Annotated in this window: 20 protein-coding genes and 1 tRNA gene; 10 read left to right on the forward strand and 11 right to left on the reverse strand. The window is 64.0% G+C overall.

Annotation, left to right across the window (positions count from 1 at the left end; translation table 11 throughout):
• Positions 1-84: 84 nt before the first annotated feature.
• The 4 genes from F3H96_RS23990 to F3H96_RS24005 all read left to right on the forward strand — a co-directional run bounded on the left by F3H96_RS23990 (position 85) and on the right by F3H96_RS24005 (position 5,529).
• The gene (locus tag F3H96_RS23990; RefSeq protein WP_149804166.1) at positions 85-1,677 is read left to right on the forward strand and encodes a peptide ABC transporter substrate-binding protein; all 1,593 of its coding nucleotides are present in this window, start codon (positions 85-87) and stop codon (positions 1,675-1,677) included.
• Positions 1,678-1,854: 177 nt separating this feature from the next.
• The gene (locus F3H96_RS23995; protein WP_149804167.1) at positions 1,855-2,778 is read left to right on the forward strand and encodes an ABC transporter permease subunit; all 924 of its coding nucleotides are present in this window, start codon (positions 1,855-1,857) and stop codon (positions 2,776-2,778) included.
• Positions 2,771-3,895: an ABC transporter permease subunit gene (locus F3H96_RS24000; protein ID WP_149804168.1), complete on the forward strand. Its 1,125-nt coding sequence runs from the start codon at positions 2,771-2,773 to the stop codon at positions 3,893-3,895. The genes F3H96_RS23995 and F3H96_RS24000 overlap by 8 nt, the downstream gene beginning before the upstream one ends.
• Positions 3,896-3,912: 17 nt before the next feature.
• Positions 3,913-5,529 carry an ABC transporter ATP-binding protein gene (locus F3H96_RS24005; protein WP_149804169.1) on the forward strand — a complete coding sequence of 539 codons (1,617 nt, stop codon included), beginning with the start codon at positions 3,913-3,915 and terminating at the stop codon, positions 5,527-5,529.
• A gap of 28 nt (positions 5,530-5,557) precedes the next feature.
• Here F3H96_RS24005 and F3H96_RS24010 read toward each other — a convergent pair whose 3' ends face one another.
• The 3 genes from F3H96_RS24010 to F3H96_RS24020 form a co-directional block, all read right to left on the reverse strand.
• The gene (locus tag F3H96_RS24010) at positions 5,558-5,887 is read right to left on the reverse strand and encodes a hypothetical protein (protein WP_149804170.1); all 330 of its coding nucleotides are present in this window, start codon (positions 5,885-5,887) and stop codon (positions 5,558-5,560) included.
• 798 nt (positions 5,888-6,685) lie between these two features.
• Positions 6,686-6,762 (reverse strand) — tRNA-Pro (locus F3H96_RS24015).
• Positions 6,763-7,071: 309 nt separating this feature from the next.
• Positions 7,072-7,956 (reverse strand): NmrA/HSCARG family protein, encoded by an 885-nt coding sequence (locus F3H96_RS24020; protein ID WP_149804171.1) that lies wholly within the window; start codon positions 7,954-7,956, stop codon positions 7,072-7,074.
• A 98-nt stretch (positions 7,957-8,054) separates the two neighbouring features.
• On the opposite strand from F3H96_RS24020, the gene F3H96_RS24025 reads away from it, so the two are divergent.
• Both F3H96_RS24025 and F3H96_RS24030 read left to right on the forward strand, forming a co-directional pair.
• Positions 8,055-8,954 carry a LysR family transcriptional regulator gene (locus F3H96_RS24025; RefSeq protein WP_149804172.1) on the forward strand — a complete coding sequence of 300 codons (900 nt, stop codon included), beginning with the start codon at positions 8,055-8,057 and terminating at the stop codon, positions 8,952-8,954.
• Between the two features lie 48 nt (positions 8,955-9,002).
• Entirely contained in the window at positions 9,003-11,240 is a 2,238-nt protein-coding gene (locus tag F3H96_RS24030) for an AGE family epimerase/isomerase (RefSeq protein WP_149804173.1), read from the forward strand.
• An 87-nt stretch (positions 11,241-11,327) separates the two neighbouring features.
• Here the strand turns inward: F3H96_RS24030 and betB are convergent, their stop codons facing one another.
• The 5 genes from betB to betI are packed head-to-tail and all read right to left on the reverse strand — an operon-like array spanning position 11,328 to position 17,624.
• Positions 11,328-12,791 (reverse strand): betaine-aldehyde dehydrogenase, encoded by a 1,464-nt coding sequence (betB, locus tag F3H96_RS24035; RefSeq protein WP_149804174.1) that lies wholly within the window; start codon positions 12,789-12,791, stop codon positions 11,328-11,330.
• Positions 12,792-12,844: 53 nt separating this feature from the next.
• A complete protein-coding gene (gene betA, locus F3H96_RS24040) occupies positions 12,845-14,497 on the reverse strand; it encodes a choline dehydrogenase (RefSeq protein WP_149804175.1) in 1,653 nt (550 codons plus the stop codon).
• Between the two features lie 3 nt (positions 14,498-14,500).
• Positions 14,501-15,511 (reverse strand): pyridoxal-phosphate dependent enzyme, encoded by a 1,011-nt coding sequence (locus F3H96_RS24045; RefSeq protein WP_188131511.1) that lies wholly within the window; start codon positions 15,509-15,511, stop codon positions 14,501-14,503.
• Positions 15,508-17,037: a choline-sulfatase gene (gene betC / locus F3H96_RS24050; RefSeq protein WP_149804176.1), complete on the reverse strand. Its 1,530-nt coding sequence runs from the start codon at positions 17,035-17,037 to the stop codon at positions 15,508-15,510. The genes F3H96_RS24045 and betC overlap by 4 nt, the downstream gene beginning before the upstream one ends.
• Entirely contained in the window at positions 17,034-17,624 is a 591-nt protein-coding gene (gene betI, locus F3H96_RS24055) for a transcriptional regulator BetI (RefSeq protein WP_149804177.1), read from the reverse strand. The genes betC and betI overlap by 4 nt, the downstream gene beginning before the upstream one ends.
• A gap of 187 nt (positions 17,625-17,811) precedes the next feature.
• Here betI and F3H96_RS24060 point away from each other — a divergent pair, with 187 nt between their 5' ends.
• The 3 genes from F3H96_RS24060 (at position 17,812) to F3H96_RS24070 (ending at position 20,929) form a co-directional block, all read left to right on the forward strand.
• Positions 17,812-18,978 (forward strand): acetyl-CoA acetyltransferase, encoded by a 1,167-nt coding sequence (locus F3H96_RS24060; protein ID WP_149804178.1) that lies wholly within the window; start codon positions 17,812-17,814, stop codon positions 18,976-18,978.
• A gap of 49 nt (positions 18,979-19,027) precedes the next feature.
• Complete coding sequence (locus tag F3H96_RS24065; protein ID WP_149804179.1) at positions 19,028-20,032, forward strand: asparaginase; 1,005 nt, start codon at positions 19,028-19,030, stop codon at positions 20,030-20,032.
• Positions 20,033-20,116: 84 nt separating this feature from the next.
• Positions 20,117-20,929 (forward strand): methyltransferase domain-containing protein, encoded by an 813-nt coding sequence (locus tag F3H96_RS24070; protein WP_149804180.1) that lies wholly within the window; start codon positions 20,117-20,119, stop codon positions 20,927-20,929.
• Here the strand turns inward: F3H96_RS24070 and F3H96_RS24075 are convergent.
• A complete protein-coding gene (locus F3H96_RS24075) occupies positions 20,926-22,302 on the reverse strand; it encodes a TIGR03808 family TAT-translocated repetitive protein (protein WP_149804181.1) in 1,377 nt (458 codons plus the stop codon). The two genes, F3H96_RS24070 and F3H96_RS24075, sit on opposite strands and share 4 nt — an antisense overlap.
• Before the next feature lie 105 nt (positions 22,303-22,407).
• On the opposite strand from F3H96_RS24075, the gene greA reads away from it, so the two are divergent.
• Positions 22,408-22,890, forward strand: a complete 483-nt coding sequence (greA, locus tag F3H96_RS24080) for a transcription elongation factor GreA (RefSeq protein WP_149804182.1) — start codon at positions 22,408-22,410, stop codon at positions 22,888-22,890.
• On the opposite strand, the gene F3H96_RS24085 is transcribed toward greA, so the two are convergent.
• Positions 22,887-23,276 carry a type II toxin-antitoxin system death-on-curing family toxin gene (locus F3H96_RS24085; protein ID WP_149804183.1) on the reverse strand — a complete coding sequence of 130 codons (390 nt, stop codon included), beginning with the start codon at positions 23,274-23,276 and terminating at the stop codon, positions 22,887-22,889. The two genes, greA and F3H96_RS24085, sit on opposite strands and share 4 nt — an antisense overlap.
• Positions 23,273-23,494 (reverse strand): AbrB/MazE/SpoVT family DNA-binding domain-containing protein, encoded by a 222-nt coding sequence (locus F3H96_RS24090; protein ID WP_149804184.1) that lies wholly within the window; start codon positions 23,492-23,494, stop codon positions 23,273-23,275. Before F3H96_RS24090 ends, F3H96_RS24085 begins: the two co-directional genes overlap by 4 nt.
• Between the last annotated feature and the right edge of the window lie 49 nt (positions 23,495-23,543).

Genomic DNA, 23,543 nt, shown 5'->3' on the forward strand with positions numbered 1-23,543 from the left:
GAAACGGGGCCGTTTCAACGGTTCCGGGGCGTCAACACTTAAAGTAGGCGTGGCTGAGGGGCTGCGCCGACAGGGAGAGACTTCATGCTGAAAAACATGCTGAAGGCGACGGTGTTCGCCACCACCATGGCTCTGGCGACCGGGGCGTTCTACACGCCCGCGTTCGCCGAAGTGGTCTACAACCGCGGAGCCGCCGCCGAGGCGGAGACGGTCGATCCGCACAAGACGTCGACGGTCTACGAAGCCGATATCATACGCGACCTGTTCCAGGGCCTCGTCATGCATGACCAGAAGACGAACCTCATTCCGGGCGCCGCCGAAAGCTGGACCGTGTCCGACGACGGCACTGTCTACACCTTCAAGCTGCGCAAGGACGGCCTCTGGTCGGATGGCAGCCCGGTGACTGCGGACGACTTCGTCTATTCGTTCCGTCGGCTGGAAGATCCGGCCACCGCTGCCGAATATGCATCCATGCTCTATCCGGTGAAGGGCGCTGAGGACTTCAACACCAAGAAAGGCAAGGCCGAGGACATGGGCGTTAAGGCGGTCGACGCCAACACGCTGCAAGTCACGCTCAAGGCGCCGACGCCTTATTTCCTGGAGATGTTGACCCACCAGGCGACCTATCCGGTCAGCAAGGCCTCCATGGACAAGCTCGGCGCCGACTGGATCAAGCCGGGCAAGCTGGTTTCCAACGGCGCCTATACGCTGGCGGAATGGGTGCCCAACGACCATCTCAAGCTGGTCAAGAATCCGAAATTCTGGGATGCCGCCAGCGTCAAGATCGACACCGTCAACTACATCCCCACCGAGGATCGCTCGTCGGCCATGAAGCGCTTCGAGGCCGGCGAACTCGACAGTTATGGTGACCTGCCGACCGAACAGCTCGCCGATCTCAAAGCCAAATTCGGTGACCAGGTCCGTGTCGGGCCATATCTCGGCACTTATTATTATGCGGTCAAGACCGACAAGGCGCCGTGGGACAATGTCGAGCTGCGCAACGCCATCTCGATGGCGATCGATCGCGACTTCCTAGCCGAGAAGGTCTGGCAGAATTCGATGCTGCCCGGCTATTCGATGGTGCCTCCGGGCATCGAGGGCTACACGCCGGCACTGGCCAAATATGCCGACATGCCGCAGATCGACCGCGAGGACGCGGCCAAGAAGATCCTGGAAAAGCTCGGCTACACGCCCGAGCATCCGCTGAAGATGGAGATCCGCTACAACACCTCGGAGAACCATAAGAACACGGCGGTCGCCATCCAGGAACAGCTGAAGCCGCTCGGCGTCGAGGTGACGCTGCTCAACACCGACACCAAGACCCACTACAGCTTCCTCGAGCAGAAGGGCAATTACGACGTTGCCCGCGCCGCCTGGATCGCCGATTACAAGGATCCCGAGACCTTCCTCGGCATCTCGCGCAAGGCGAGCGGCAACAACTACTCGAATTATAACAGCCCGGCCTATGAGGCCGCGATGGACAAGGCAGCCGCCGCCGGCGGCAAGCCTGAGGAGCGCATGAAGGACCTCGCCGAGGCCGAGCGCATCCTCGTCGACGACGTCGGCGAGATCCCGCTTCTCTACTACAGCTACCACGACATCGTTTCCTCGAAGCTGCATGGCTTCGACGACAATGTGATGGACATCCATCCGTCCCGCTTCATCTCCAAGGACTGAACCATTCACCTTGGCCGCGCCGCCGCTCCCCTCATGGGCAGCGGCGGTGCGGTCTGTCATCGTACCGGGCCGAAAGTCGGATTTGATTTCGTCAGGCCAGGTGCGAAGATCAGAGATGCCGGCGCGTCACGGATCTTCGACTGGAGAGCCTGACGCCCTGGCTGAAGCGGAGCGCCGATGCTGCGTTATGTCTTCCGGCGGCTGTTGACCGCCATCCCGACGCTATTCGTCATCGTGACGGTGGCGTTCTTCCTGATCCGTGTCGCGCCTGGCGGCCCGTTCAACCAGGAAAGGGGCCTGAGCCCCGAGATAAGGGCCAATCTCGAAGCCCAGTTCGGCCTCAACGATCCGCTCTGGCTGCAATATGTCCACTATCTCGGCAATCTTTTGCGCGGCAATTTCGGCCCGAGCTACAATTTGCCTGACTTCACCGTCACGGAACTCTTCGCCAAGGGCCTGCCGATCTCGGTGCAGATCGGTTCGTCGGCACTGGTGCTGGCTCTGCTGCTCGGCTCGATCCTCGGCACGATCGCGGCGCTCAACCAGAACAAACTGGCCGATTATTCGGTGATTGCTTTGGCCACGGCCGGCAGCACCATCCCGACCTTTGTCATCGCGCCGGTGATCCAGCTCCTCTTCGGGCTGTCCTGGAAGCTGTTGCCGATCGGCGGCTGGGGCGAGGGCGCCTTCATCAACAAGGTCGGGCCCGTGCTGACGCTCGCCTTGCCGCAGATCGCCATCGTCGCCCGCCTGATGCGCGGCTCGATGATCGAGAGCCTGCGCTCGCACCATATCCGCACCGCCCGCGCGCTCGGTCTCTCCGATTGGTCGGTGGTGGTCAAACACGCGCTGCGCGGCGCCGTCCTGCCGATCGTCTCCTTCACCGGTCCGGCGGCGGCGGCGCTGCTGACCGGCTCGATCATCGTCGAGACCATCTTTTCCATCCCGGGCGTCGGCCGCTATTTCGTCGATGCCGCGCTCAACCGCGACTACACGCTGGTCATGGGAACAGTGGTGGTGATCGCGCTCTTCACCATCGTCTTCAACCTGATCGTCGATCTTCTCTATGCGGTGGTCGACCCGAGGGTGCGCTATGACTGACCTTGCCGTCGCCGTACCCGAGCCCATCGTCGGCCGCTCGCTCTGGGGCAATGCCTGGGCGCGGCTGAAGCGCAACCGCGCGGCCATGTTCAGCCTCTACTACCTGGCGCTGATCGCCGTTGTCAGCGTGTTCGGTCCGTGGGTCGTGCCGCATCAATACACGGCCATCTATGGCGACTATGTGCGCATGCCGCCGAGCCTTTCGGCCTATCCGAAGCCCGACATGATCCAAGGCGCGCTGACCGACGCCATCAAGCGCATGCGCGTCGACATCAAGGAGTGGCACCAGGACGGCAGCCGCGTGATTGTGACCGTCACATCCAAGAAGCCGGTCGACGACCGCAACATCCGCTATCTCGACCGTTCCGACGCTTTCGACGACACCAGGATCGAAAGCAAGTCGCCCGACGGACTCGAAATGACGATGAGTTCCGCCATCAAGCAGCAATATTTCCTGTTCGGCACGGACAACACCGGGCGCGACCTGCTCTCGCGCACGCTGATGGCCGGGCGCATATCCTTAGCCATCGGGCTGCTTGCCGGCGTCGTCGCCGGCGTCATCGGCGTCATCTACGGCGCGACGGCGGGTTTTGCCGGCGGCAAGGTCGACGAGGTGATGATGCGCATCGTCGACGTGCTCTATTCTTTGCCCTTCATCTTCTTCGTCATCATGCTGGTGGTGTTCTTCGGCCGCAACTTCGTGCTGATGTTTCTGGCGGTGGGCGCGGTGCTGTGGCTCGACATGGCGCGCATCGTGCGCGGCCAGGCGCTGTCGATCCGCAGGCAGGAATACGTCCAGGCGGCGGAGGCCATGGGCGTCGGCCAGCGCGGCATCCTGTTGCGCCACGTCATCCCCAACCTGCTCGGCCCGGTCGTCATCTACATGACGCTGCTGGTGCCGCAGGTGATCATCCTGGAGAGTTTTCTTTCCTTCCTTGGCCTTGGCGTGCAGGAGCCGATGACCAGTTGGGGCGTGCTGATCTCGGTCGGCGCCAAGAACATCGGCTATGCCAACTGGCTGCTGCTGTTCCCGGCCTTCTTCCTCGTCTCGACGCTGTTTGCGCTGAACTTCGTCGGCGACGGTCTGCGCGACGCGCTCGACCCAAAAGATCGATAAGGATGGGGATCGCTGACATGGCTTCCGAAACGATCCTCAGCGTCAAGGACCTGCGCGTCCGCTTCCACACCCTCGACGGCACGGTCGAGGCGGTCAAAGGCATCAACATCAAGGTCAATGCCGGCGAGACCGTCGCCGTCGTCGGCGAATCCGGTTCCGGCAAGAGCCAGACGATGATGGCGGCGATGAGCCTGCTTTCTTCCAACGGCGAGGCGAGCGGCCAGGTCGACTATCGCGGCCGCAATCTCCTGGAGATGACCAAGAGCGAGATCAACAAGGTCAGAGGCCGCAAGATCAGCATGATCTTCCAGGAGCCGATGACCTCGCTCGACCCGCTCTACTCGATCGGCAACCAGCTGATGGAGCCGATCCGCCGTCACCGCGGGGTCTCCGCGGCCGCCGCGCGCGAGGAAGCGCTGAAGCTTTTGAGGCTGGTGCGCATCCCCGATCCCGAGCGGCGCATGAAATCCTATCCGCACGAGATGTCGGGCGGCCAGCGCCAGCGCGTCATGATCGCCATGGCGCTCGCCAACGATCCCGACATCCTTATCGCCGACGAGCCGACGACGGCGCTCGACGTCACCATCCAGGCGCAGATCCTGATGCTGCTTGCCGAACTGCAGCGCAAGCTCGGCATGGCCATCGTCTTCATCACCCACGATCTCGGCATCGTGCGCCGCTTCGCCGACCGCGTCTATGTCATGCGCCAGGGCGAGGTGGTGGAGGAGGGTGACGCCGAAGCGCTCTTCGCCAATCCGCAGCATGCCTACACCAAGATGCTGCTTGCGGCCGAACCGACCGGCACCAAGGCGCCGCCGCCCGCCAATTCGCCTGTGCTGCTCGAAGGCCGCAATGTAGAGGTCGTCTTCAGGATCGGCGGCGGCTTCCTCGGCGGCGAGCCGCTGATGCTGCGCGCGGTGGACAAGATCTCGATCCGGCTGAAGCGCAACCAGACCATCGGCATCGTCGGCGAGTCCGGCTCCGGCAAGTCGACGCTTGGCCGCGCGCTGCTCAGGCTTCTGCCCAGCGACGGCGTCATCCGCTTCGGCGATCGCGACATCTCCGAGACCGACCGGCGGGCGATGCGGCCGCTGCGGCGTGAATTGCAGCTGGTCTTTCAGGATCCGTTCGGCTCGCTGTCGCCGCGCATGACGGTTGGCCAGGTCATTACCGAAGGGCTTCTGGTGCACGAACCTTCGCTGACGGGCAAGCAGCGCGACCAGCGTGCCGTGGAGGCGCTGCGCGAGGTCGGCCTCGACCCCAATGCGCGCAACCGCTATCCGCACGAATTCTCTGGCGGCCAGCGCCAGCGCATCGCGATTGCGCGCGCCATGATCCTGAAGCCGAAAGTGGTGGTGCTGGACGAGCCGACTTCGGCGCTTGATCGTTCGGTGCAGAAGCAGATCGTCGAGTTGTTGCGCAAGCTGCAGGCCGACCACGAGCTGTCCTATCTCTTCATCAGCCACGATCTCGCGGTCGTGCGCGCCATGGCCGACTACATCATCGTCATGAAGCAGGGCAAGATCGTCGAGGAAGGGCCGACAGAACAAATCTTCGGCGATCCGCGCGAAGCCTACACGCAGACCCTGATGAACGCGGCAATCGATTCGACAAGGTTCCGCATCAGCGCCTGAACCTGGGCAAGCCCCAGCCGGGCGCGGTTCACCGTGCCGGGGCGCACCTTTGCTTCCGCGTCGCGACGATCGCTTGCTGCTGTTGCTGCAGCCGTTCGATCTTGGCCGTTTCGCGATTGGCGACCGCCCTCTTCACGCGCTCGCCGCCCAGCAGCCAGCCCGGCACACTGGTGTTGGCGACCTTGCCGCGAGCGATTGCAGTGCGCGAAATGTCGGTGGCGGTGTCGCCAAGTTCGCTGTTGAGCTCAGCGCAGCTCATCGTGTCGTATTTCGCCGGGCTGATCGATGCGACGGTCGATGAGCAGCCTGCTGCAAGAAGCAGCACCGCGATCGAGATGGCCGTCAACAACAACTTCATTCGTCTATCTGGTCTCGCCGTTCCGATGATCCCGGACTCCGCCGAACGAGGACAGGGTGCCATTAGAGCAATTCCAGGAAAAGTGTGACACGGTTTTCCGTCAGCGATTGCGCCAAAACAAAGAGATAGAGCGTTTCGCCGGTTCCGTGAAATGGTGAAATGCTCTAGGTCAAAATAGCAGCCGCCTGTCGATGGGCAGTGGCGGTCGCTCGCCGCGGCCGCTGTGCCCCACGCCATCGCGCACAAACCGCCGGCCCCGCATTGTCCTCAGCCGACATGATCGGGACGATGTAGGGCAGAGGCAGACAATCTGTGGTTTGCTTCGCCGAGTCTGGATTGCCGGCAGGTATCGTCAAGCCAGGCCGGTGCATCGCGAAACGGGGGCGGCCCAGCGGCTCTTGGAGAAGGGACCTCGGGGACGCCGCTGAGCCTGGCCGGCAAACCGGGGTAGGGTTTGCCGACCGACACGGCATTATAGTCAATTTTATTAGTATTTGCTAATTGATTGATCTTGCGGAGGGGAGAACCGAAGTGAGAACGGGAGCGCTTGACCTGACTTCCTATCGCCTGCTGGACCGCTCCGGTCTTTCCGTATCGCCACTGGCCTAGTCCCGCTTGCTTCGCCGGTCGGTTCCCTCGGGCCCAATTGGCGTCATCCGATAACTATCCGACGCTGAACCTGTGGCGCGCGACATTGTACAGCTGCAGGCTACGCTGAGCAGCCCGGATGCTTTTCAATTTTTTCTGTCGGGAGGTGGTGGGTAGGCAAGCTCCAGATTGCCTAACCCCTTGTTTTTCTGGTCGGAGTGGCAGGATTTGAACCTGCGACCCCATCGTCCCGAACGATGTGCGCTACCAGACTGCGCTACACTCCGTGACCAGACCGCGGGCTTATAGCCGCCGCTTTCCGATCCTGCAAGCGGCAATGGTTGCACTTGTGTCGCATTTCGTCGCTTTCGCCGCAGTGCCCTGCAAGGCCCGAGATTTCACTCCGGTCAAATGGCACAGATGGGGAAGCGGACCGGCGAGGAAAACCGCCGACCCGCTTCCTACCGCGCGTTGCGCCGAAAGGGATTCGGGCGACACGCTTTTAAGTCTTGATTGATGCATGTCGTCGTCCCGGAACCGCTGCACACGTCCGAGCGACATGCATTAAGTTCATGCACCGCGATGCTTGCACGAAGTCAGGTGGTCGGAGATGCCCGGTCAAGAACGCTCCAGTCGAATTTCCGCGCCCAGTCGGCAAAGCTTTGCCAGCCGACGTCCGGAAATTCCTCACGCAAGGCGGCGAGATCGACATCGTAGCCGACGCGGTCGAACCATTCGAACATGAGCGCCGCATCCTCGCTTTGCTGGCGCGCCACGGCGATCGGGATTTCCCGATAGCTGACCGGGCGGCGGATGGCCTGCGACAGGATTTTCGCCTGGTCCTCGCCCGACAATTCGTCGCCGGCGAAGTCGAAGCGCTTGCCGAACACACGCTCGCGGCGCTCGACCAGCGCGGCGACGAACGCGCCGATGTCCGAAAGCGCCACCAGCTGTAGCGCTCGCTTGGGAGGCATCGCGAAGGCCTGCGTTCCTTGGCTGAGCGCGCCGAGCGACCAGGGCGCGACGACGTTCTCCATGAAGGCGACGGGTGCGCTGATCGTGTAGGGGATGCCAAGCCGCTGGACATGCTGCTCGACGAGATACTTGCTTTCGAAATGCGGAATGCCGGTCTTCTTGTCGGCGTCGGCAACGGACGAATAGATGAGGTGCCCGACCCCGGCGGCCTTTGCCGCGTCCGCTGCCATGATTCCCTGGCGAGTTTCCTCCTCGAGGCCGGCTTCGTAGCTGTTGCCCATCAAGAACATGGTGTCGGTGCCCTTTGCTGCCTGCACAACGGAGGCCGCGTCAGCGAGATCGCCGATCACGACTTCGGCGCCCGCCGACGTCAATTGTCGCGCGGCATCGCTGGCTGGCCGGCGTGTCAGCGCCTTGACCCGATATCCCTTCGACAGCAGCGCGCGCAGCACCGCGCCGCCTTGCTGGCCGGTGGCGCCGGTCACCAGAACGTTCAACTTGGTCATTGCTTTGCTCCTTTTGCTTCGGTGGAGCGAAATTAGGTGCTTCCAGATTGATGCATAATTACCTATAATTGCAAAACTTTGTTCCAAGAATTAATACAATGATCGACCTCAACGATATCGTCGTCTTCACCCGTGTCGTCGAGACAGGCAGCTTCACCGCCGCCGCGCGGCTGCTCGCCACGCCCAAGACGACCGTCAGCCGCCGTGTCGCCGCGCTCGAGCGCGAGGTCGGCGTCCGCTTGCTGCAGCGCACGACCCGCAGCCTCAGCCTGACGGATGCCGGGCGTTCATATTACGAGCAGACCAGCCAGGCCCTGCGGTCGCTTGAGGAAGCAAATTTGCGCCTGTCGGAGGCTCGGTCGGAACCATTGGGCACGATCCGAATTTCGGCGCCGGTCGGCTTCGGGGCCTACTTCCTCAATGCCACCGTTGTCGATTTTCTGGCTATGTACCCGAAAACCAAGGTAGAGCTTCGGCTCACCGATGAAAGGCTCAATCTCGTCGAGGACGGAATTGATCTCGCCTTCCGCACCGGGGTGCTCGAGGATTCGACGCTGATCGCCCGCAAGCTTGGCGCGACTCACCGGCTGTTCTGCGCCAGCCCGGGCTATCTTGCACGCCGCGGAGCGCCGAAACTGCCGGCCGACCTTGCTCGGCACGATTGCGTCATAGCTGGCTCTTCGGTTGCCTCCATCAACTGGGTGCTCGATGGTCCAAACGGTCATGAAACGGTCACGGTTGCCGGGCGTTTTGCCGCCAATGAAATGCAGTCTGTGGTTGCCGCCACGCTTGCAGGTTTCGGCATCGCCCAATTGCCCCACGGTGTGGCCAAGGCCCTCATCGATGAGGGGAAGTTGCGCCGGGTTCTCCAGAACTACACGACCCCGGTCGGCGGCCTCTATGTCCTCTATCCAAGCAACCGCCACCTCTCGCCCCTGGTCAAGGCCTTCATCGATTTGGCGGCCGGGCAGATTTCCAATCGCGCAAACACCGCTTAAGGCATGTCTGCGGACCCAGTTCAGTTCCAACTCCAGAGCGAGACCCGTATGACCGAGCGCATCGTCAGTTTCGTTATGAGCGGCGGCGTCGGCTCGCGGCTGTGGCCGCTGTCGCGCGAGGACAATCCCAAGCAGTTCCACGATTTCTCCGGCGACGGCTCGATGCTGGCAAAGACGTTGCGCCGGCTGGCGGCGCGGCCGGAAGGCGACACGCCGATCTTCCTTATCGCCTCCGAGCGCCATGCCGAGCGCGTCCATGCCGACCTTGCCGGTCTCGATCTTGGCGGCGGCGGTCCGTTGTTCGAGCCCACGGGGCGCAACACGGCCGCCGCCGTGGCGCTGGCCAGCCTGCGCACGCTTGCCGAGTTCGGCGACCAGCTGGTGCTGGTGGTGCCGTCCGATCACGAGATCTCGACACCCGGTCAGTTCTGGCAAAGCATCGAGGCGGGCGCGACGGTGGCGAATGCAGGCCGTCTGGTGGTGTTCGGCATCAAGCCGACCCAGCCCGAGACCGGCTACGGCTATATCGAGGTGGCCACGGCCACGGATGGCGTGTTCGACGTCTCCCGCTTTGTCGAGAAACCCGATCTGGCCACGGCGCAAGCCTATCTCGAGGCTGGAACATTCTACTGGAACACCGGCATCTTCCTGTTTCGCGCCGGCGCCATGCGCGATGCCTTCGCGGCTTTCCAGCCCGATGTCTGGCACGCCACCGAAGCCGCCTACCAGGCCGCGACCAGCGATCTGTCCGGCCTCTATATGCCGCTGGAGCTTTACGCGGCGATCCCGTCCATCTCGATCGACTATGCCGTCATGGAACGCGCGAAAGACATCGCCATGGTGCCGGCCGGCTTCCGCTGGAACGATCTCGGTTCCTGGCAATCCCTGCTCGATGTCGGCCCCTCCGACGGGCAGGGCAACGTCATCGTCGGCGACGTCGTCGCCATCGATTGCGAGAACTCTTATATCCGCAGCGAGGGCCGCCTACTGTCGGCGATCGGCATGAAGGATGTCGCCATCGTCTCCACGGCCGATGCCACTTTCGTCGCCCCGGTCAGCCACAGCCAGCATGTCAAGAAGATCGTCGAGCAGCTGGAGAAATCCGGCCGGCTGGAAACCAGGTTCACCCCGGCGCCCGACCGCGTCATCGAGAGCGGCGCCTGGCGGCGGCGCGTGCATCACTGGCTGTTCGAGGAGACGCTGCCGCTGTGGTCGACGTCGGGCGTCGACGAGCACTATGGCGGCTTCCACGAGGCGCTCGGCTTCGATGCCTCCGCGCTGATGAAACCCAAGCGCATGCGAACGCAGGCGCGCCAGGTCTATGCCTTCGCCGTCGCCAAGGAGCGCGGCTGGGACGGGCCGGCGGACAGGCTGATCGCCCACGGCATCGACTTCATTGCCGGTCGGGGCCGCACCGACCGTGGCGGCTGGGTGCGCACGCTCAACATCGACGGCTCGGTCGCCGATCCGGTCGAGGACGCCTACGATCATTCCTGCGTGCTTCTGGCGCTGGCGCACGCCCATATGTCGGGCAATCCCGACGCCTCGCGGCTCGGCGAGGAAACCTTCGCCTTCCTCGATGCCCATCTCGAAGACAGCCGCATGACCGGCTTCCTCGAAACCTCGGACGGCGCCGACGAACGGCGTTCCAACCCGCATATGCATCTGCTCGAAGCTTTCCTCGCCTGGCACAAGGCGACCGGCGAGCGCGCCTATTTACGCCGGGCCGCGCGCATCATCGACCTCTTCCGCAGCCATTTCTTCGATGCCGAGAACTGGACGCTGGGCGAATATTTCGACGCGGGCTGGAAGCCGGCTGTGGGCGAGAAGGGGGCCTGGACCGAGCCTGGCCATCATTTCGAATGGGCCTCGCTGCTGGTCGATTTCGCCGCCCGCAGCGGCCAGAGCGAACTCACCGCCTTCGCCCGCAAGCTCTATGCCTCGGCCATTGCCAACGGCCTCAACCGCGCCACAGGCCTCGCCTATGGCGCGGTCTCGCGCCAAGGCCTGCCGCTCGACACGGTCTCGCGCGGCTGGCCGCAGGCCGAGGCGATCAAGGCGGCGATCGCGCTCGATGGTTCGGGCGGGCCGGACCTCAAGCCCGAGATCGAAGCGCGCGTCGGCCGGCTGTTCCGCTGGCACATCGATCCGGCGCCGCTCGGCCTCTGGATCGACCGCATCGACGAACGCGGCCGCTCGCTGGCGACCGAGGTGCCCGCCAGCATCTTCTACCATCTGGTCTGCGCGCTGACGCAGTATCTGGATGGGACGGCGGAGAAGGGGTGAGGGGATCGCGGGCGACGCTGAAGCTGCCAATCTCCCCCGTAAGGAGGGAGATCAGACTTCACGACCGCTTTCGTCAATCGCCGACGCTCAATACGGGCTCGCCACATCCCCCGTCTCGACATAGACCGCCTTCAGCTGCGAATAATGCGCCAGCGCGGCAAGCGAATTCTCGCGCCCGATGCCGGACTGCTTGACGCCGCCGAAGGGCATTTCCACCGGCGTCAGATTATAGGCGTTGATCCAGCAGGTGCCGGCCTGCAGCTCGGCGATCACCCGATGTGCGCGCGGCAGGTCGCGCGTGAACACGCCAGCCGCGAGCCCGAATTCGGTGTCGTTTGCGCGCTCGATCACCTCGTCCTCGCCGTCGAATTTCAAGACGCTCATCACCGGCCCGAAAATTTCTTCGCGTGCGATGCGCATGCCGTCGGTGACATTGGTGAACACGGTCGGCTCGATGAAGAAGCCGCCCTCGAAACCTTGCAGCGATGGCACGTTGCCGCCGCAGGCGAGGGTCGCCCCGTCCTCTATTCCGGCTTCGATGTAGGAGGCGACCTTTTCCTGCTGCGCCTTGTTCACCAGCGGCCCCATCTGCGTTTCCGGATCGAGCGGATCGCCGATGCGGATCTTCTTGGTGCGCTCGACCAGCCGGTCGACGAAACGGTCATGGATGCCCTTTTGCACGAACACACGCGTGCCGTTGGAGCAGATCTGGCCGCTGGAGTAAAAGTTGCCGAGCATGGCGCCGCCGATGGCGTTCTCGAGATCGGCGTCGTCGAAGACGATGAGCGGCGACTTGCCACCGAGTTCCATCGTCGCGTGCTTCATCTTCGAGCCGGCGAGCGACAGCACCTTGCGGCCGGTCGGCACCGAGCCGGTCACCGAGACCTTTGCCACGACGTCATGGCCGACGAGGCCGGCGCCGACATCGCCATAGCCCTGCACGACGTTGAACAGGCCGTCGGGCAGACCCGCTTCTGAATAGATCTCAGCCAGCGCCAGCGCCGACAGCGGTGTATTCTCCGATGGCTTGAACACCATGGCGTTGCCCATGGCCAGAGCCGGCGCCGACTTCCAGCCGGCGATCTGGATCGGATAGTTCCAGGCGCCTATGCCGACGCAGACACCGAGCGGCTCCCGCCGCGTATAGGCGAAAGGCCCGCCGAGATCGATCATCTCGCCATTGAAGGCGGCGACCGCGCCGGCGAAATATTCGAGGCAGTCGGCCGCCGATGGCGCGTCCGCCACCAGCGTCTCCTGGATCGCCTTGCCGGTGTCCAGCGTCTCGATCCGCGCCAGGTCGGCATTGCGTGCCCGCAAAATGTCAGCGGCGCGGCGCAGGATGCGACCACGCTCGACCGGTTTCAGCCGCGCCCAGGCTGGTTGTGCCGCCCGCGCGGCTTCGATGGCCAACTCCAGCACGTTCGAAGTCGCCGAATGCAGTGTCGCGATCGTCTCGCCCGTCGCCGGATAGATCACCGGCAGCGGCGCGCCGCCTTCATCCTCGATGTAACGGCCGTTGACGTAATGCGATGCCGTTGGCTGGGCGCGCATGGCTTTCTCCATTCATGATCGCTGGGCGGGGAGGGCGCCCGCTGGATGATGGCCTATCTGTCGGCCACCTGCCAGCGCGGATTGATCCAGGGTTCCTGGTTGGATGGCGCCAGCGGCGTGCGACCGAGGATGTGGTCGGAAGCTTTCTCGCCGGTCATGATCGAGGGCGCGTTGAGGTTGCCGTTGGTCACCCGCGGGAAAATCGAGGAGTCGGCGACGCGCAGGCCCTCGACGCCGATCACTCGGCATTCCGGATCGACGACGCTCGTCAAATCGTCGACGCGGCCCATCCTGCACGTGCCGCAAGGATGGTAGGCGCTCTCGGCATGGTCGCGGATGAAGGCGTCGAGTTCGTCATCCGACTGCACATGGCTGCCCGGCGAGATCTCCTTGCCGCGGAAGCCGTCGAAAGCCTTCTGGCCGAAGATTTCGCGTGTCAGCCTGATGCAGTGGCGGAACTCGCTCCAGTCGTCCGGATGCGACATGTAGTTGAAGCGGATCACCGGCTTGGCGCGGGCGTCGGGCGAGCGCAGCATCACCGAGCCGCGCGACTTCGAGCGCATCGGCCCGACATGCGCCTGGAAGCCATGCGACTTCGCCGCCGCCTTGCCGTCATAGCGCACGGCCGCCGGAATGAAGTGATACTGGATATCGGGATAGTCGACGCCGGCCCGCGAGCGCACGAAGGCCGCCGCCTCGAAATGGTTGGTGGCGCCAAGCCCGGTCTTGAAGAACAGCCACTGCGCGCCGATCAGAGCCTTGGAGAAAGGATTGAGCGCCGAATTCAGCGTGATCGGCTTGGTCGCTTCCTGCTGGATGTAAAGCTCGAGATGGTCCTGCAGATTGGCGCCGACGCCCGGCCGGTCGACGACCACCTTTATGCCATTCTCCTGCAGATGCGCGCCCGGACCGATACCGGACAGCATCAGGATCTTCGGCGAGTTGATCGACGACGCCGCGACGATTACCTCACGCCTCGCCTTAACGACCTGAATCTGTTTGTCAGCCTCGATTTCGACGCCGATCGCGCGTTGATTCTCGATCACCACGCGGCGGGCGAAACCCTTGAGCAGGTTAACATTTCCGCGCCTGAGAGCGGGCTTCAGATAGGCGTTCGCCGCAGACCAGCGGCGGCCGCCCAAAATGGTCTGCTCCATCGGCCCGAAGCCTTCCTGCTTCGAGCCGTTATAGTCGTCGGTGAGCTCGAAACCCGCCTGCCGGCCAGCCTCGACGAAGGCGCCGTAAAGCGGATTTTTCCGTGTGCCGCGCTGCACGTGCAGCGGCCCGCCGTGACCCCGCCAGCCGTCCTCGCCGCCGTCGCAATCCTCCATGCGTTTGAAGTAGGGGAGCACGTCGGCGAAGCCCCAGCCGGCGGCGCCCTGTTCGGCCCAGTGGTCGAAGTCGCGCGCATGTCCCCGCACATAGACCATGCCGTTGATCGAGGACGAGCCGCCAATCACCTTGCCGCGCGGCGTGGCGAGCACGCGGCCGCCGAGATGCGGCTCCGGTTCGCTGGCGAAGCCCCAGTCATAGAGGCTCATGTTGAGTGGGATCGACAGCGCCGACGGCATCTGGATCAGCGGCCCGATATCGGTGCCGCCGAACTCGATGACGATCACCGAATGCTTGCCGTCCTCCGACAGCCGATAGGCCATGGCCGAGCCGGCGGAGCCGGAGCCGATGATGACGAAATCCGCTTCAAGCATTGTTCATATGCGCCCATCGTTCATATGCGTAATGAAATCGGCGAGCGAGACATTGCCGCCGGTTGCAACCACAAGGACGGTCTTGTCCTTCACATCCACCTTGCCGCCCAGCAGTGCCGCCAGCGATGCAGCGCCGGACGGCTCCAGCACCAGCTTCATCCGCTCGAAGGCGATCTTCATAGCCCGCCGCACCGAGGCATCGTCGACGGTGACACCGCGAACGCCGGCCTCGCTCACCGCCGCGAAGGGCGCGTCGCCGGGTTTGCGCGCCATCAGTCCATCGCAGATCGACCGCGGTCCGATCGGCATGGTTTCAATGGCGCCATGCGCCAGCGACGAGCCCATGCCGTTGAAGCCCTCGGGCTCGACGGCGATGATCTCGGTCTTCGGCGACAGATAGTGGAACGCCAGCGACACCCCGCCGATCAGCCCTCCGCCGCCGACCGAGCAGAAAACGAGGTCGGCGTGAGCCTTTTTCGTCGCCAACTGGTCAAGGGCTTCCAGCCCGGCGCCGGCCTGGCCGGCGACGATTTCGGGATCATCGAAGGGATGCAGCAAAGTGAGGTGCTCGGTCTCGGCGATCTCGCGCGCCTCCGCGGCGGCGACTTCCTCGCGGGCGCGGTCTCCATGATCGGTCAGCACCACTCGTCCGCCATAGCCGGCCGTGGCGTCGCGCTTGGCGGCGGGCGCATCGATCGGCATGACGATGGTGACGGGAATGCCGAGCGCCTGGCCGGCGGCCGCAAGCCCTTGCGCGAAATTGCCGGAGGAGTAGGCAACGACGCCGTTTCTCGCCTCATCCGGCGATAGCCGCTTCAGTCGCCAATAGGCGCCGCGCACCTTGAAGGAGCCCGCCCATTGCAGCGACTCCGGCTTGACGAAGACGCGCGCGGCGCCGGTCTCCCTGGCGAGTGCTGCCGACTCCAGTAGTGGCGTCACCTGCGTGGCCGTCGAGGTGACGGCATAGGCCTGTTTCAGATGATCAAGCGTAGGGACGAGAACGTCTGCCATCATTCGCCTCTCGGATACCGTTTGCTCTCTTCGAGATTGTCGAGGTTCATGTGATTGCGCATGTAGCGCTCCGAGGCCTTCTGCAGCGGCTGGAAGTCCCACGGGTAGTAGGCGCCGTTGCGCAGCGCCGGGTAGACGACCCAACGGCGCGCCTGGCTCTCGCGCACTGCGGCATCGAAGCCGGCCATGTCCCAGCGCGCCCGGACCTTTTCCATGAATGCCGCCACCAGGGCAGCGTTGGCCGGATCCTCGGTGAGGTTGTCGCGCTCGAGCGGATCGGCCTCGAGATCGAACAGTTGCGGCGCGTCGAGCTCGCAATGGGCAAACTTGTATTTGCCTTCGCGGATGGCGACCAGCGGCGCGTAGGAGCCTTCGGCGGCATACTCGATCAGCACAGGCGCCGTGCGCGCCTTGCCGGCGAGCAGCGGCAGCAGCGACTGCCCGTCGGTCCACGGCGCGATCGCCGCGATGTCGATGCCGGCGAGGTCACACAGCGTCGGCGTCACGTCGAGATTGGAAACCGGCGCCTCGATGAGGCCGGTCGGCACGCCCTTGCCCGCCATCATCAGCGGCACCCGCGCCGATCCCTCGAAGAAGCTCATCTTGAACCACAGGCCCCGTTCGCCCAGCATGTCGCCGTGGTCCGAGCAGAACAGGATGATGGTGTCGTCGAGCATTCGCGTCCGCTTGAGAACGTCCAGAAGCTCGCCGAGCTTGTCGTCGACATAGGAAATGTTGGCGAAATAGCCGCGCCGCGAGCGCCGCACCTGCTCGGGCGTGATCTCGAAGGCCTGATAGTCGCTGGCGCGGTAGAGCCGCTGCGAATGAGCGTCCTGATTGTCATGCGGAATAAACGGCATTTCGGGGTCGAGCGCCTGGCAGTTCTCGTAGAGATCCCAGTACCGCTTGCGCGCGACATAGGGATCGTGCGGGTGAGACAGCGAAACGGTAAGGCACCACGGGCGGCGGCCCGCATCGTCCTGTTCTCGCGAAAGCTGGTAGAGCTTCTGCGTGGCCAGGAAGGTGACCTCGTCGTCATATTCCATCTGGTTGGTGATCTCGGCGACGCCGGCACCGGTGACCGAACCCAGATTGTGGTACCACCAGTCGATGCGCTCGCCGGGCTTGCGGTAGTCCGGCGTCCAGCCGAAATCGGCGGGATAAATGTCGGTGGTGAGCCGCTCCTCGAAGCCGTGCAACTGGTCGGGGCCGACGAAATGCATCTTGCCGGACAGGCAGGTGTAGTAGCCGGCGCCGCGCAGATGATGGGCGAAGGTCGGGATCGAGGAACAGAACTCGGCGGCGTTGTCGTAGACCCCGGTGCGCGACGGCAGCTGGCCGCTCATGAACGAGGCGCGGCCAGGCGCGCACAGCGGCGAGGCGGTGTAGTTGTTGGCAAAGCGCGCCGCGCGCGCCGCCAGTGCCTTCAGATGCGGCACATGCAGGAAATCCGCCGGACCGTCCGGGAAGAGCGTGCCGTTGAGCTGATCGACCATGACGATCAGGAAATTGGGTCGCCGGGTCGTCAAGGCAGGCTCCGTCCGTTGAGCTTGGTTTCGAGATAGTCCTCGACGAGCGCGATCGCCGTCTGCGCGTCTGGCACGCCGTCCTTCAGCGCCCGCCGGATGTAGAGCCCGTCGATCAGCGCCGCGGTCGCTTCCGCCACGCGGTCGGCCTCTTGCTTCGGCAGGATCCCGGTCAGGCCGCTCATCAGGTTGGAATGCAGCCGCCGCGCATAAATGCGCAGCAGCCGCCGCAGGTCGGGCGATTTCTGCGCCTCGACATAGAAGGCGAGCCAGGCGGCAATGATCTGAGGCTGGAACTGGTCGTCGGAAAAACTGACCGCAACGATGGCCGAGACGCGTTGTCGCGGCGTGACGGTGTGGCCGAACGCGCGCCGTGTGTCGGTGTTGAGCTCGGCAAGGATGTGCCGCATCGTCGCGAACAGCAGCTCGTCCTTGGCGCCGAAATAGTGATGCGCCAGTGCCGACGACACGCCGGCGCGGCCGGCGATCTCCGACATCGTCACGTCCAGCGATCCGCGCTCGCCGATCGCCGAAATCGTCGCATCGATCAGCGCCCTGCGGCGCACTGGCTCCATTCCGATTTTCGGCATTTTGGGATCCGGTTCGAGAGAAGATTATTTTTTATTGACGGATCAATCAATAAAAAATCGACACCCGGATCAAGCGATCGTGTGGCTCTGGCCCATGCCATGGGCTGGAAAACGGTTCACTATTGAACAATATTGAATCTCATGCCGCGGTAGAACGTGCTAGGCTGCGCGGTAAATGGAGGCTGCCATGACCGCATGCATCGTCGGCTGGGCGCATTCGCGTTTCGGCAAGCTCGAAGGCGAGACGCTGGAGGGCCTGATCACCAAGGTCGCCGCGGAAGCGCTCGACCATGCCGGCATCGGTCCGGATGATGTCGACGAGATCGTGCTCGGCCATTTCAACGCTGGCTTCTCGCCGCAGGATTTCACCGCCAGCCTCGTGCTGCAGGCCGACGACCGGCTACGCTTCAAGCCGGCGACGCGCGTCGAGAATGCCTGCGCCACCGGTTCCGCGGCGGTGAGGCAAGGCATCCGCGCCATTGATGCCAATGCCGCCCGCATCGTGCTGGTGGTCGGTGCCGAGCAGATGACGACCACGCCTGGTCCGGAAATCGGCAAGAACCTGCTCAAGGCCTCTTACCTGCCGGAAGATGGCGACACGCCGGCCGGCTTCGCCGGCGTCTTCGGCAAGATCGCGCAGGCTTATTTCCAGCGCTACGGCGACCAGTCGGACGCGCTTGCCATGATCGCCGCCAAGAACCACAAAAACGGCGTCGACAATCCCTACGCCCAGATGCGCAAGGATTTCGGCTACGAATTCTGCCGCCAGGAAAGCGAGAAGAACCCGTTCGTGGCCGGTCCGCTGAAGCGCACCGACTGCTCGCTGGTCTCTGACGGCGCGGCCGCGCTCGTTCTCACCGACACCGCGACGGCGCTTAAGATGCGCCGCGCCGTCGCCTTCCGCGCCAACGAGCATGTGCAGGATTTCCTGCCGATGTCGAAGCGCGACATCCTTTCCTTCGAGGGCTGCGAGCGCGCCTGGGAGCAGGCGCTGAACAAGGCCGGCGTGACGCTCGACGACCTTTCCTTCGTCGAGACGCATGACTGCTTCACCATCGCCGAATTGATCGAATATGAGGCGATGGGTCTGGCCAAGCCCGGCGAGGGCGCCAGGCTGGCGCTGGACGGCACGACGGCGAAGGACGGCCGCCTGCCGGTCAATCCGTCCGGTGGCCTGAAAGCCAAGGGCCATCCGATCGGCGCCACCGGCGTCTCGATGCATGTGCTGACCGCCATGCAGTTGACCGGCGAGGCCGGCGGCATCCAGGTGCCCGGCGCAAAACTCGGCGGCATTTTCAACATGGGTGGCGCTGCGGTGGCCAATTACGTTTCCATTCTCGACCGGATCAGGTAGAGGCCCGCATCAAGGCGGCGCCCTTGGGCGCGCGCATGCGGGAGGCAACATGGCAAATCCGGTTCTGGTCGAAGTGACACGCGGCGCGGTGGTCGAAAGCGCGCACCGCGGCGCGGTTGCCGTCTTCGCCGCCGATGGCAAGCCTGTCTTGGAAATAGGCGATACGGAACGCCCGGTGTTCCCGCGCTCCGCGGTGAAGGCAATCCAGGCACTGCCGCTGGTCGAATCGGGCGCAGCCGACGCCTATGGCTTCGGGAACCGCGAACTGGCGCTCGCCTGCGCCTCGCATTCGGGCGAGCCGGTGCATGTCGAACTGGCAAAGGCGATGCTCGCCAAGGCAGGCCTCGACAGGAACGCGCTTGAATGCGGCGCGCATTGGCCGTCGAGCCATGACGCCACCATCGCGCTCGCCCGCGCCGGCGGCGTGCCGAACGCTTTGCACAACAACTGCTCCGGCAAGCATTCCGGCTTCCTTTGTACCTGCGTGCACGCCGGCATCGCCCATGGCGGGTACGTCAAGGCCGGTCACGCCCTGCAGGAGATGGTGCGTGACGCCATGCAATCGGTGACTGGGGCGGCGCACGACGTCGACCATTGCGGCACCGACGGTTGCTCGATTCCCACTTACGCCGTGCCGTTGAAGAGCTTCGCGCAGGGTTTTGCCCGCATGGCGACGGGCAGAGGCTTTGCGCCCGAACGCTCCAGGGCGGCGAAGCGGTTGCTCTCGGCATGCATGGCTGAACCGTTCCTCGTCGCCGGCACGGGCAAGGCCGATGTCGCGCTGATGCAGGCCGCACCCGGCCGCATCTTCGTCAAGACCGGCGCCGAAGGCGTCTATTGCGCGGCACTGCCCGAACTAGGCCTCGGCATCGCCTTGAAATGCGATGACGGCGCCGGCAGGGGGGCGGAGGTGATGATCGCCGCGGTGCTGGCAAAGCTGCTGCGCGGCGATGAAGCGCTTGAGGCAAGGCTCACCCAACTCGCCCATCCCTCAGTCGAGAGCCGCATCGGCGCCAAGGTCGGCTTTCTGCGGCCGACGGCGGCGTTGAAGTAGCAAGGACGCCGCTCAGGCGAGAACCCACCAGACAGACAAATATGTGCTAGCCTCGCCAGCCATCGAACGAACGGCGGGGAAGCCATGCTGGAAGCGGACAAGGTGTTTGCCGGGTCGATCCCGGAAAATTACGACCGCCATATGGTGCCGTTGATTTTCGAGCCATATGCCGCGGACCTCTCAGCGCGGGCGGCGGCGTTCTCGCCTGGCGCCGTCTTGGAAACCGCCGCGGGCACAGGCGTCGTCACCCGCGCCTTGGCGTCGAAGCTGTCTTCGGATGCGCGCTACGTCGTGACCGACCTCAACCAGCCGATGCTCGACTTTGCCGCGTCGCGCCAGGGCCCCGACAGCCGTATCACGTGGCGTCAGGCGGATGCCCTGAAGCTGCCATTCGACGATGGGGCCTTCGATCTCGTCTGCTGCCAGTTCGGCGCGATGTTCTTTCCCGACCGCCCCGCTGCCTATCGGGAGGCAAAGCGGGTTCTGAAGCCCGGCGGGCATTTCCTGTTCAGTGTCTGGGATCGCATCGAGGAGAATATCCTCGCCGACGACGTGACGAATGCTCTTGCCAGGATCTATCCGCACGATCCGCCGCGCTTCCTGGCGCGCACGCCGCACGGCTATCACGACAAAGCGCTGATCCACCGCGATCTGGAGGTCGCCGGGTTCTCCGATGTGACGATCGATACCAGGGCCGAGCAGAGCCGCGCGTCATCACCGCGCATTCCGGCCGTGGCGTACTGTCAGGGAACCGTCCTTCGCAGCGAAATCGAGGCAAGGGATCCGGGAGGACTTGAAGCCGCGACCGACTATGCCGCCGCTGCGATCGCCGAAAGGCATGGTCATGGCGCGGTCGCGGCCAAGATCCAGGCGCATATTATCGTGGCGATAGCCTAGCTCACCTTGTTGCGCTCGACAGTCAGATGCGCGTATCCGGTGTCGGTCGACTGGGACAGGTCGCCAGTCACTGGATCGGCCCAGCGCTGGCCGACAATGGCGCCGTTCTGCGCGCCGTCGATGACGTTGTCCGAAATGACGGCGCTGCCGGCGCCTTCGACCACAGAGACGACGATGCCGGTGCCGGCCTTGCGGATGATGTTGCCCGTTGCCACGACATTGCGCAGATAAGGTCCCCATCCCAACTGCATGCCGTAGAGCGGCGCATTCTCCACGACATTGCCCGAAACCGTGGTGTCGGCCTCGGCGCTGATGCCGACGCCGAAGCCGGGCGGGTCGGCGACGTAGGGGCCGGTGGTCGAGAGGTTGCGCACGATGTTGTTCGAGCAGACCGCCATACGGCCGCCCTCGTTGAAATTGACGATCGAGATGCCGTTGGCGGCGCCGTCCACCAGATTGCTGCTGAGGATCGCGCCTTCGAAGGAAAACTCCGAATAGATCCCCGTCTCGCCCGAGCGCGAGCAGGTGTTGCCGGTGATCTGCAGGTTGCTGGCGCTGTTGGCGCGGATCGCGCTAAAGGCGCAGTCGGCGACGATGTTGCCGCTGATGATGACATTGCCGGCGCGGAAGGCGTTGATGCCGTTGCCGTTCTGACCCGTGCCGCCGCTGCGTGCGCCGATACGCTGGACGCGGTTGCCGCTGACGATGGTGCCGTCCTCCGCCGCTTGCCAGCGATGCACCAGAATGCCGCCATTGGCGCAATCCGACACGGTGTTGCCGGAAATCTCAAGCCCGCCGGCCTCGACCGAATAGATGCCGGCATCCGCGGCCCCCGAAATGTCGGAACGGCCGACACGACCGACGGCATGCTCGAGCGCCAGCCCGTTCTTGCCACTGCCGGTCACCTGGCAATTGTCGATGACGAGATGGGCGACGCGACGCAGGTCGAGCAGCCCTTGCGTGTAGTCGGCCAGCCACCGGTTGGCGCCGTCGAGCACCAGCCCGCTAAGCTCGATATGCTCGGCCTGTTCGGCCATCATCAGATGGCCGTTGCCGCCATAGACGATGCGCGTCGCGCCGGGCACGCCGGAGAGGCGCACGCGGGCGGGCAGCTTGAGGTTTGAGACGAGATAGGTGCCGGGCGGCAGGAAGACCGGCTGGTCGCGGTCGCTGGCATCGCCAAGCATCTTGGCGAAAGCCTTGCTCTGGTCGTCGACCGCGCCCGGCTGCACGCCGATCTCGGTGGCGTTGATCGAGCCGCGCATAGCGGCCATCTCGATACCCGGCAGCGACTTCGCCGATGCCTTGCCGGCGAAGACGCCGGCGACGGCAAGGCCGGCGGTCCGGGCAAGCAGCGTTCGTCTGTTCAACATCGGCACAGGTCCTGGCGTTCGCCCTGTACGTCGCAGGAATCATGCCAAGGCAGGCGCGCCGGCAAATCGCTTGTGCAGTTGCCTCGCCAAGCCTAAGTTCATCGTATGAGCAGAGCTTTTACCCGCGAAGAAGACAGCGAAAACGCCATTGCGGGCGTCGGCGAACGTCCGATCAGCACGCACCGCAACCTGGTGACGGAGCGCGGCCTGGCGATGATCGAGGACAACCTCGCCGAGCTGCGCGACATGCTGGCCAGGGCCGAAAGGAAAGGCGACCGCGAGCGCATCGCGGTGGTTTCGCGCGACCTGCGCTATTGGACCGCGCGGCGCGAGAACGCCGAGCTTTCAGTGCCGGAGCCGGGCAGCGACGTGGTGCGCTTCGGCATGGGCGTCACGCTGGAAGGCGATGACGGCAAGAAGGTGCATTGGAAGATCGTCGGCGAGGACGAGGCCGACCCGTCAAAAGGCAGCATTTCCCATGTCTCGCCGATGGCCGTCGCCCTGTTCGGCAAGAAGGTCGGCGAGGTCGTCAAGGTCAACGGCAAGGAATGGGAGATCGTCAAGCTTTCGGACAGGGCCGAGAATTAATCCTCAAGCTTGACGGCGTGGTCGCGGAAGAAGGCTGCGGCGCCTGCTTCGTCGATTTCGCCGGCTGCGACACCCATGACAAATTCGTAGATCGTGCCATTGTCCGCGGTAAGGTCGTAGCCGTTGAAGACCAGGAACGCACCGGCCGCAACAATGGCCGTACGTTTGTTGCCGTCAACAAAGGCGTGGTTCCTGGCAATACCGAAGACGTAAGCTGCTGCCAGATCCTCGACCGACGGATCGCCATAGTTGGCCTTGTTTTCAGCACGGGCTAGCGCGGACTCGAGGGCGTTCTCATCTCTCAAGCCCTGTGCGCCGCCATGTCGGCGCAACTGCTCGGCATGCATCGCCTCCACGGCGCGACGCGACAGAAACTGCCAGCTCATTCGGCAAGCTTCTGAAGCGCTACCTTGTATTTGTCCATGATCTTGCGGGCAGCTTCCATCTGCCGCTCGAAACTGTCGTCCACCGGCTCAAGGGCGATGCCCTTGTCGGTCTCGACGATTTGAAGCTGGTCACCCGCCTTCAAGTTCAGGCGGTCGAGAAGATCCTTAGGCAGGATCACGCCTTCAGAATTGCCGATCTTGCGAATGGTGGTGTTCATGGCGGAATATCCTGTTGCAACGCTAATTATAACGTCGAGCGTTAAGTGT

The sequence above is a fragment of the Mesorhizobium sp. NFR06 genome, from assembly GCF_900115245.1.
Lineage (GTDB): Bacteria > Pseudomonadota > Alphaproteobacteria > Rhizobiales > Rhizobiaceae > Mesorhizobium.

What these genes read in the sequence shown, in the direction of transcription:
- F3H96_RS23990 (WP_149804166.1), top strand. Translation starts at nt 85, where the DNA reads ATGCTGAAAAACATGCTGAAGGCGACGGTGTTCGCCACCACCATGGCT.
- F3H96_RS23995 (WP_149804167.1), top strand. Translation starts at nt 1,855, where the DNA reads ATGCTGCGTTATGTCTTCCGGCGGCTGTTGACCGCCATCCCGACGCTA.
- F3H96_RS24000 (WP_149804168.1), top strand. Translation starts at nt 2,771, where the DNA reads ATGACTGACCTTGCCGTCGCCGTACCCGAGCCCATCGTCGGCCGCTCG.
- F3H96_RS24005 (WP_149804169.1), top strand. Translation starts at nt 3,913, where the DNA reads ATGGCTTCCGAAACGATCCTCAGCGTCAAGGACCTGCGCGTCCGCTTC.
- F3H96_RS24010 (WP_149804170.1), bottom strand. Translation starts at nt 5,887, where the DNA reads ATGAAGTTGTTGTTGACGGCCATCTCGATCGCGGTGCTGCTTCTTGCA.
- F3H96_RS24020 (WP_149804171.1), bottom strand. Translation starts at nt 7,956, where the DNA reads ATGACCAAGTTGAACGTTCTGGTGACCGGCGCCACCGGCCAGCAAGGC.
- F3H96_RS24025 (WP_149804172.1), top strand. Translation starts at nt 8,055, where the DNA reads ATGATCGACCTCAACGATATCGTCGTCTTCACCCGTGTCGTCGAGACA.
- F3H96_RS24030 (WP_149804173.1), top strand. Translation starts at nt 9,003, where the DNA reads ATGACCGAGCGCATCGTCAGTTTCGTTATGAGCGGCGGCGTCGGCTCG.
- betB (WP_149804174.1), bottom strand. Translation starts at nt 12,791, where the DNA reads ATGCGCGCCCAGCCAACGGCATCGCATTACGTCAACGGCCGTTACATC.
- betA (WP_149804175.1), bottom strand. Translation starts at nt 14,497, where the DNA reads ATGCTTGAAGCGGATTTCGTCATCATCGGCTCCGGCTCCGCCGGCTCG.
- F3H96_RS24045 (WP_188131511.1), bottom strand. Translation starts at nt 15,511, where the DNA reads ATGATGGCAGACGTTCTCGTCCCTACGCTTGATCATCTGAAACAGGCC.
- betI (WP_149804177.1), bottom strand. Translation starts at nt 17,624, where the DNA reads ATGCCGAAAATCGGAATGGAGCCAGTGCGCCGCAGGGCGCTGATCGAT.
- F3H96_RS24060 (WP_149804178.1), top strand. Translation starts at nt 17,812, where the DNA reads ATGACCGCATGCATCGTCGGCTGGGCGCATTCGCGTTTCGGCAAGCTC.
- F3H96_RS24065 (WP_149804179.1), top strand. Translation starts at nt 19,028, where the DNA reads ATGGCAAATCCGGTTCTGGTCGAAGTGACACGCGGCGCGGTGGTCGAA.
- F3H96_RS24070 (WP_149804180.1), top strand. Translation starts at nt 20,117, where the DNA reads ATGCTGGAAGCGGACAAGGTGTTTGCCGGGTCGATCCCGGAAAATTAC.
- F3H96_RS24075 (WP_149804181.1), bottom strand. Translation starts at nt 22,302, where the DNA reads ATGTTGAACAGACGAACGCTGCTTGCCCGGACCGCCGGCCTTGCCGTC.
- greA (WP_149804182.1), top strand. Translation starts at nt 22,408, where the DNA reads ATGAGCAGAGCTTTTACCCGCGAAGAAGACAGCGAAAACGCCATTGCG.
- F3H96_RS24085 (WP_149804183.1), bottom strand. Translation starts at nt 23,276, where the DNA reads ATGAGCTGGCAGTTTCTGTCGCGTCGCGCCGTGGAGGCGATGCATGCC.
- F3H96_RS24090 (WP_149804184.1), bottom strand. Translation starts at nt 23,494, where the DNA reads ATGAACACCACCATTCGCAAGATCGGCAATTCTGAAGGCGTGATCCTG.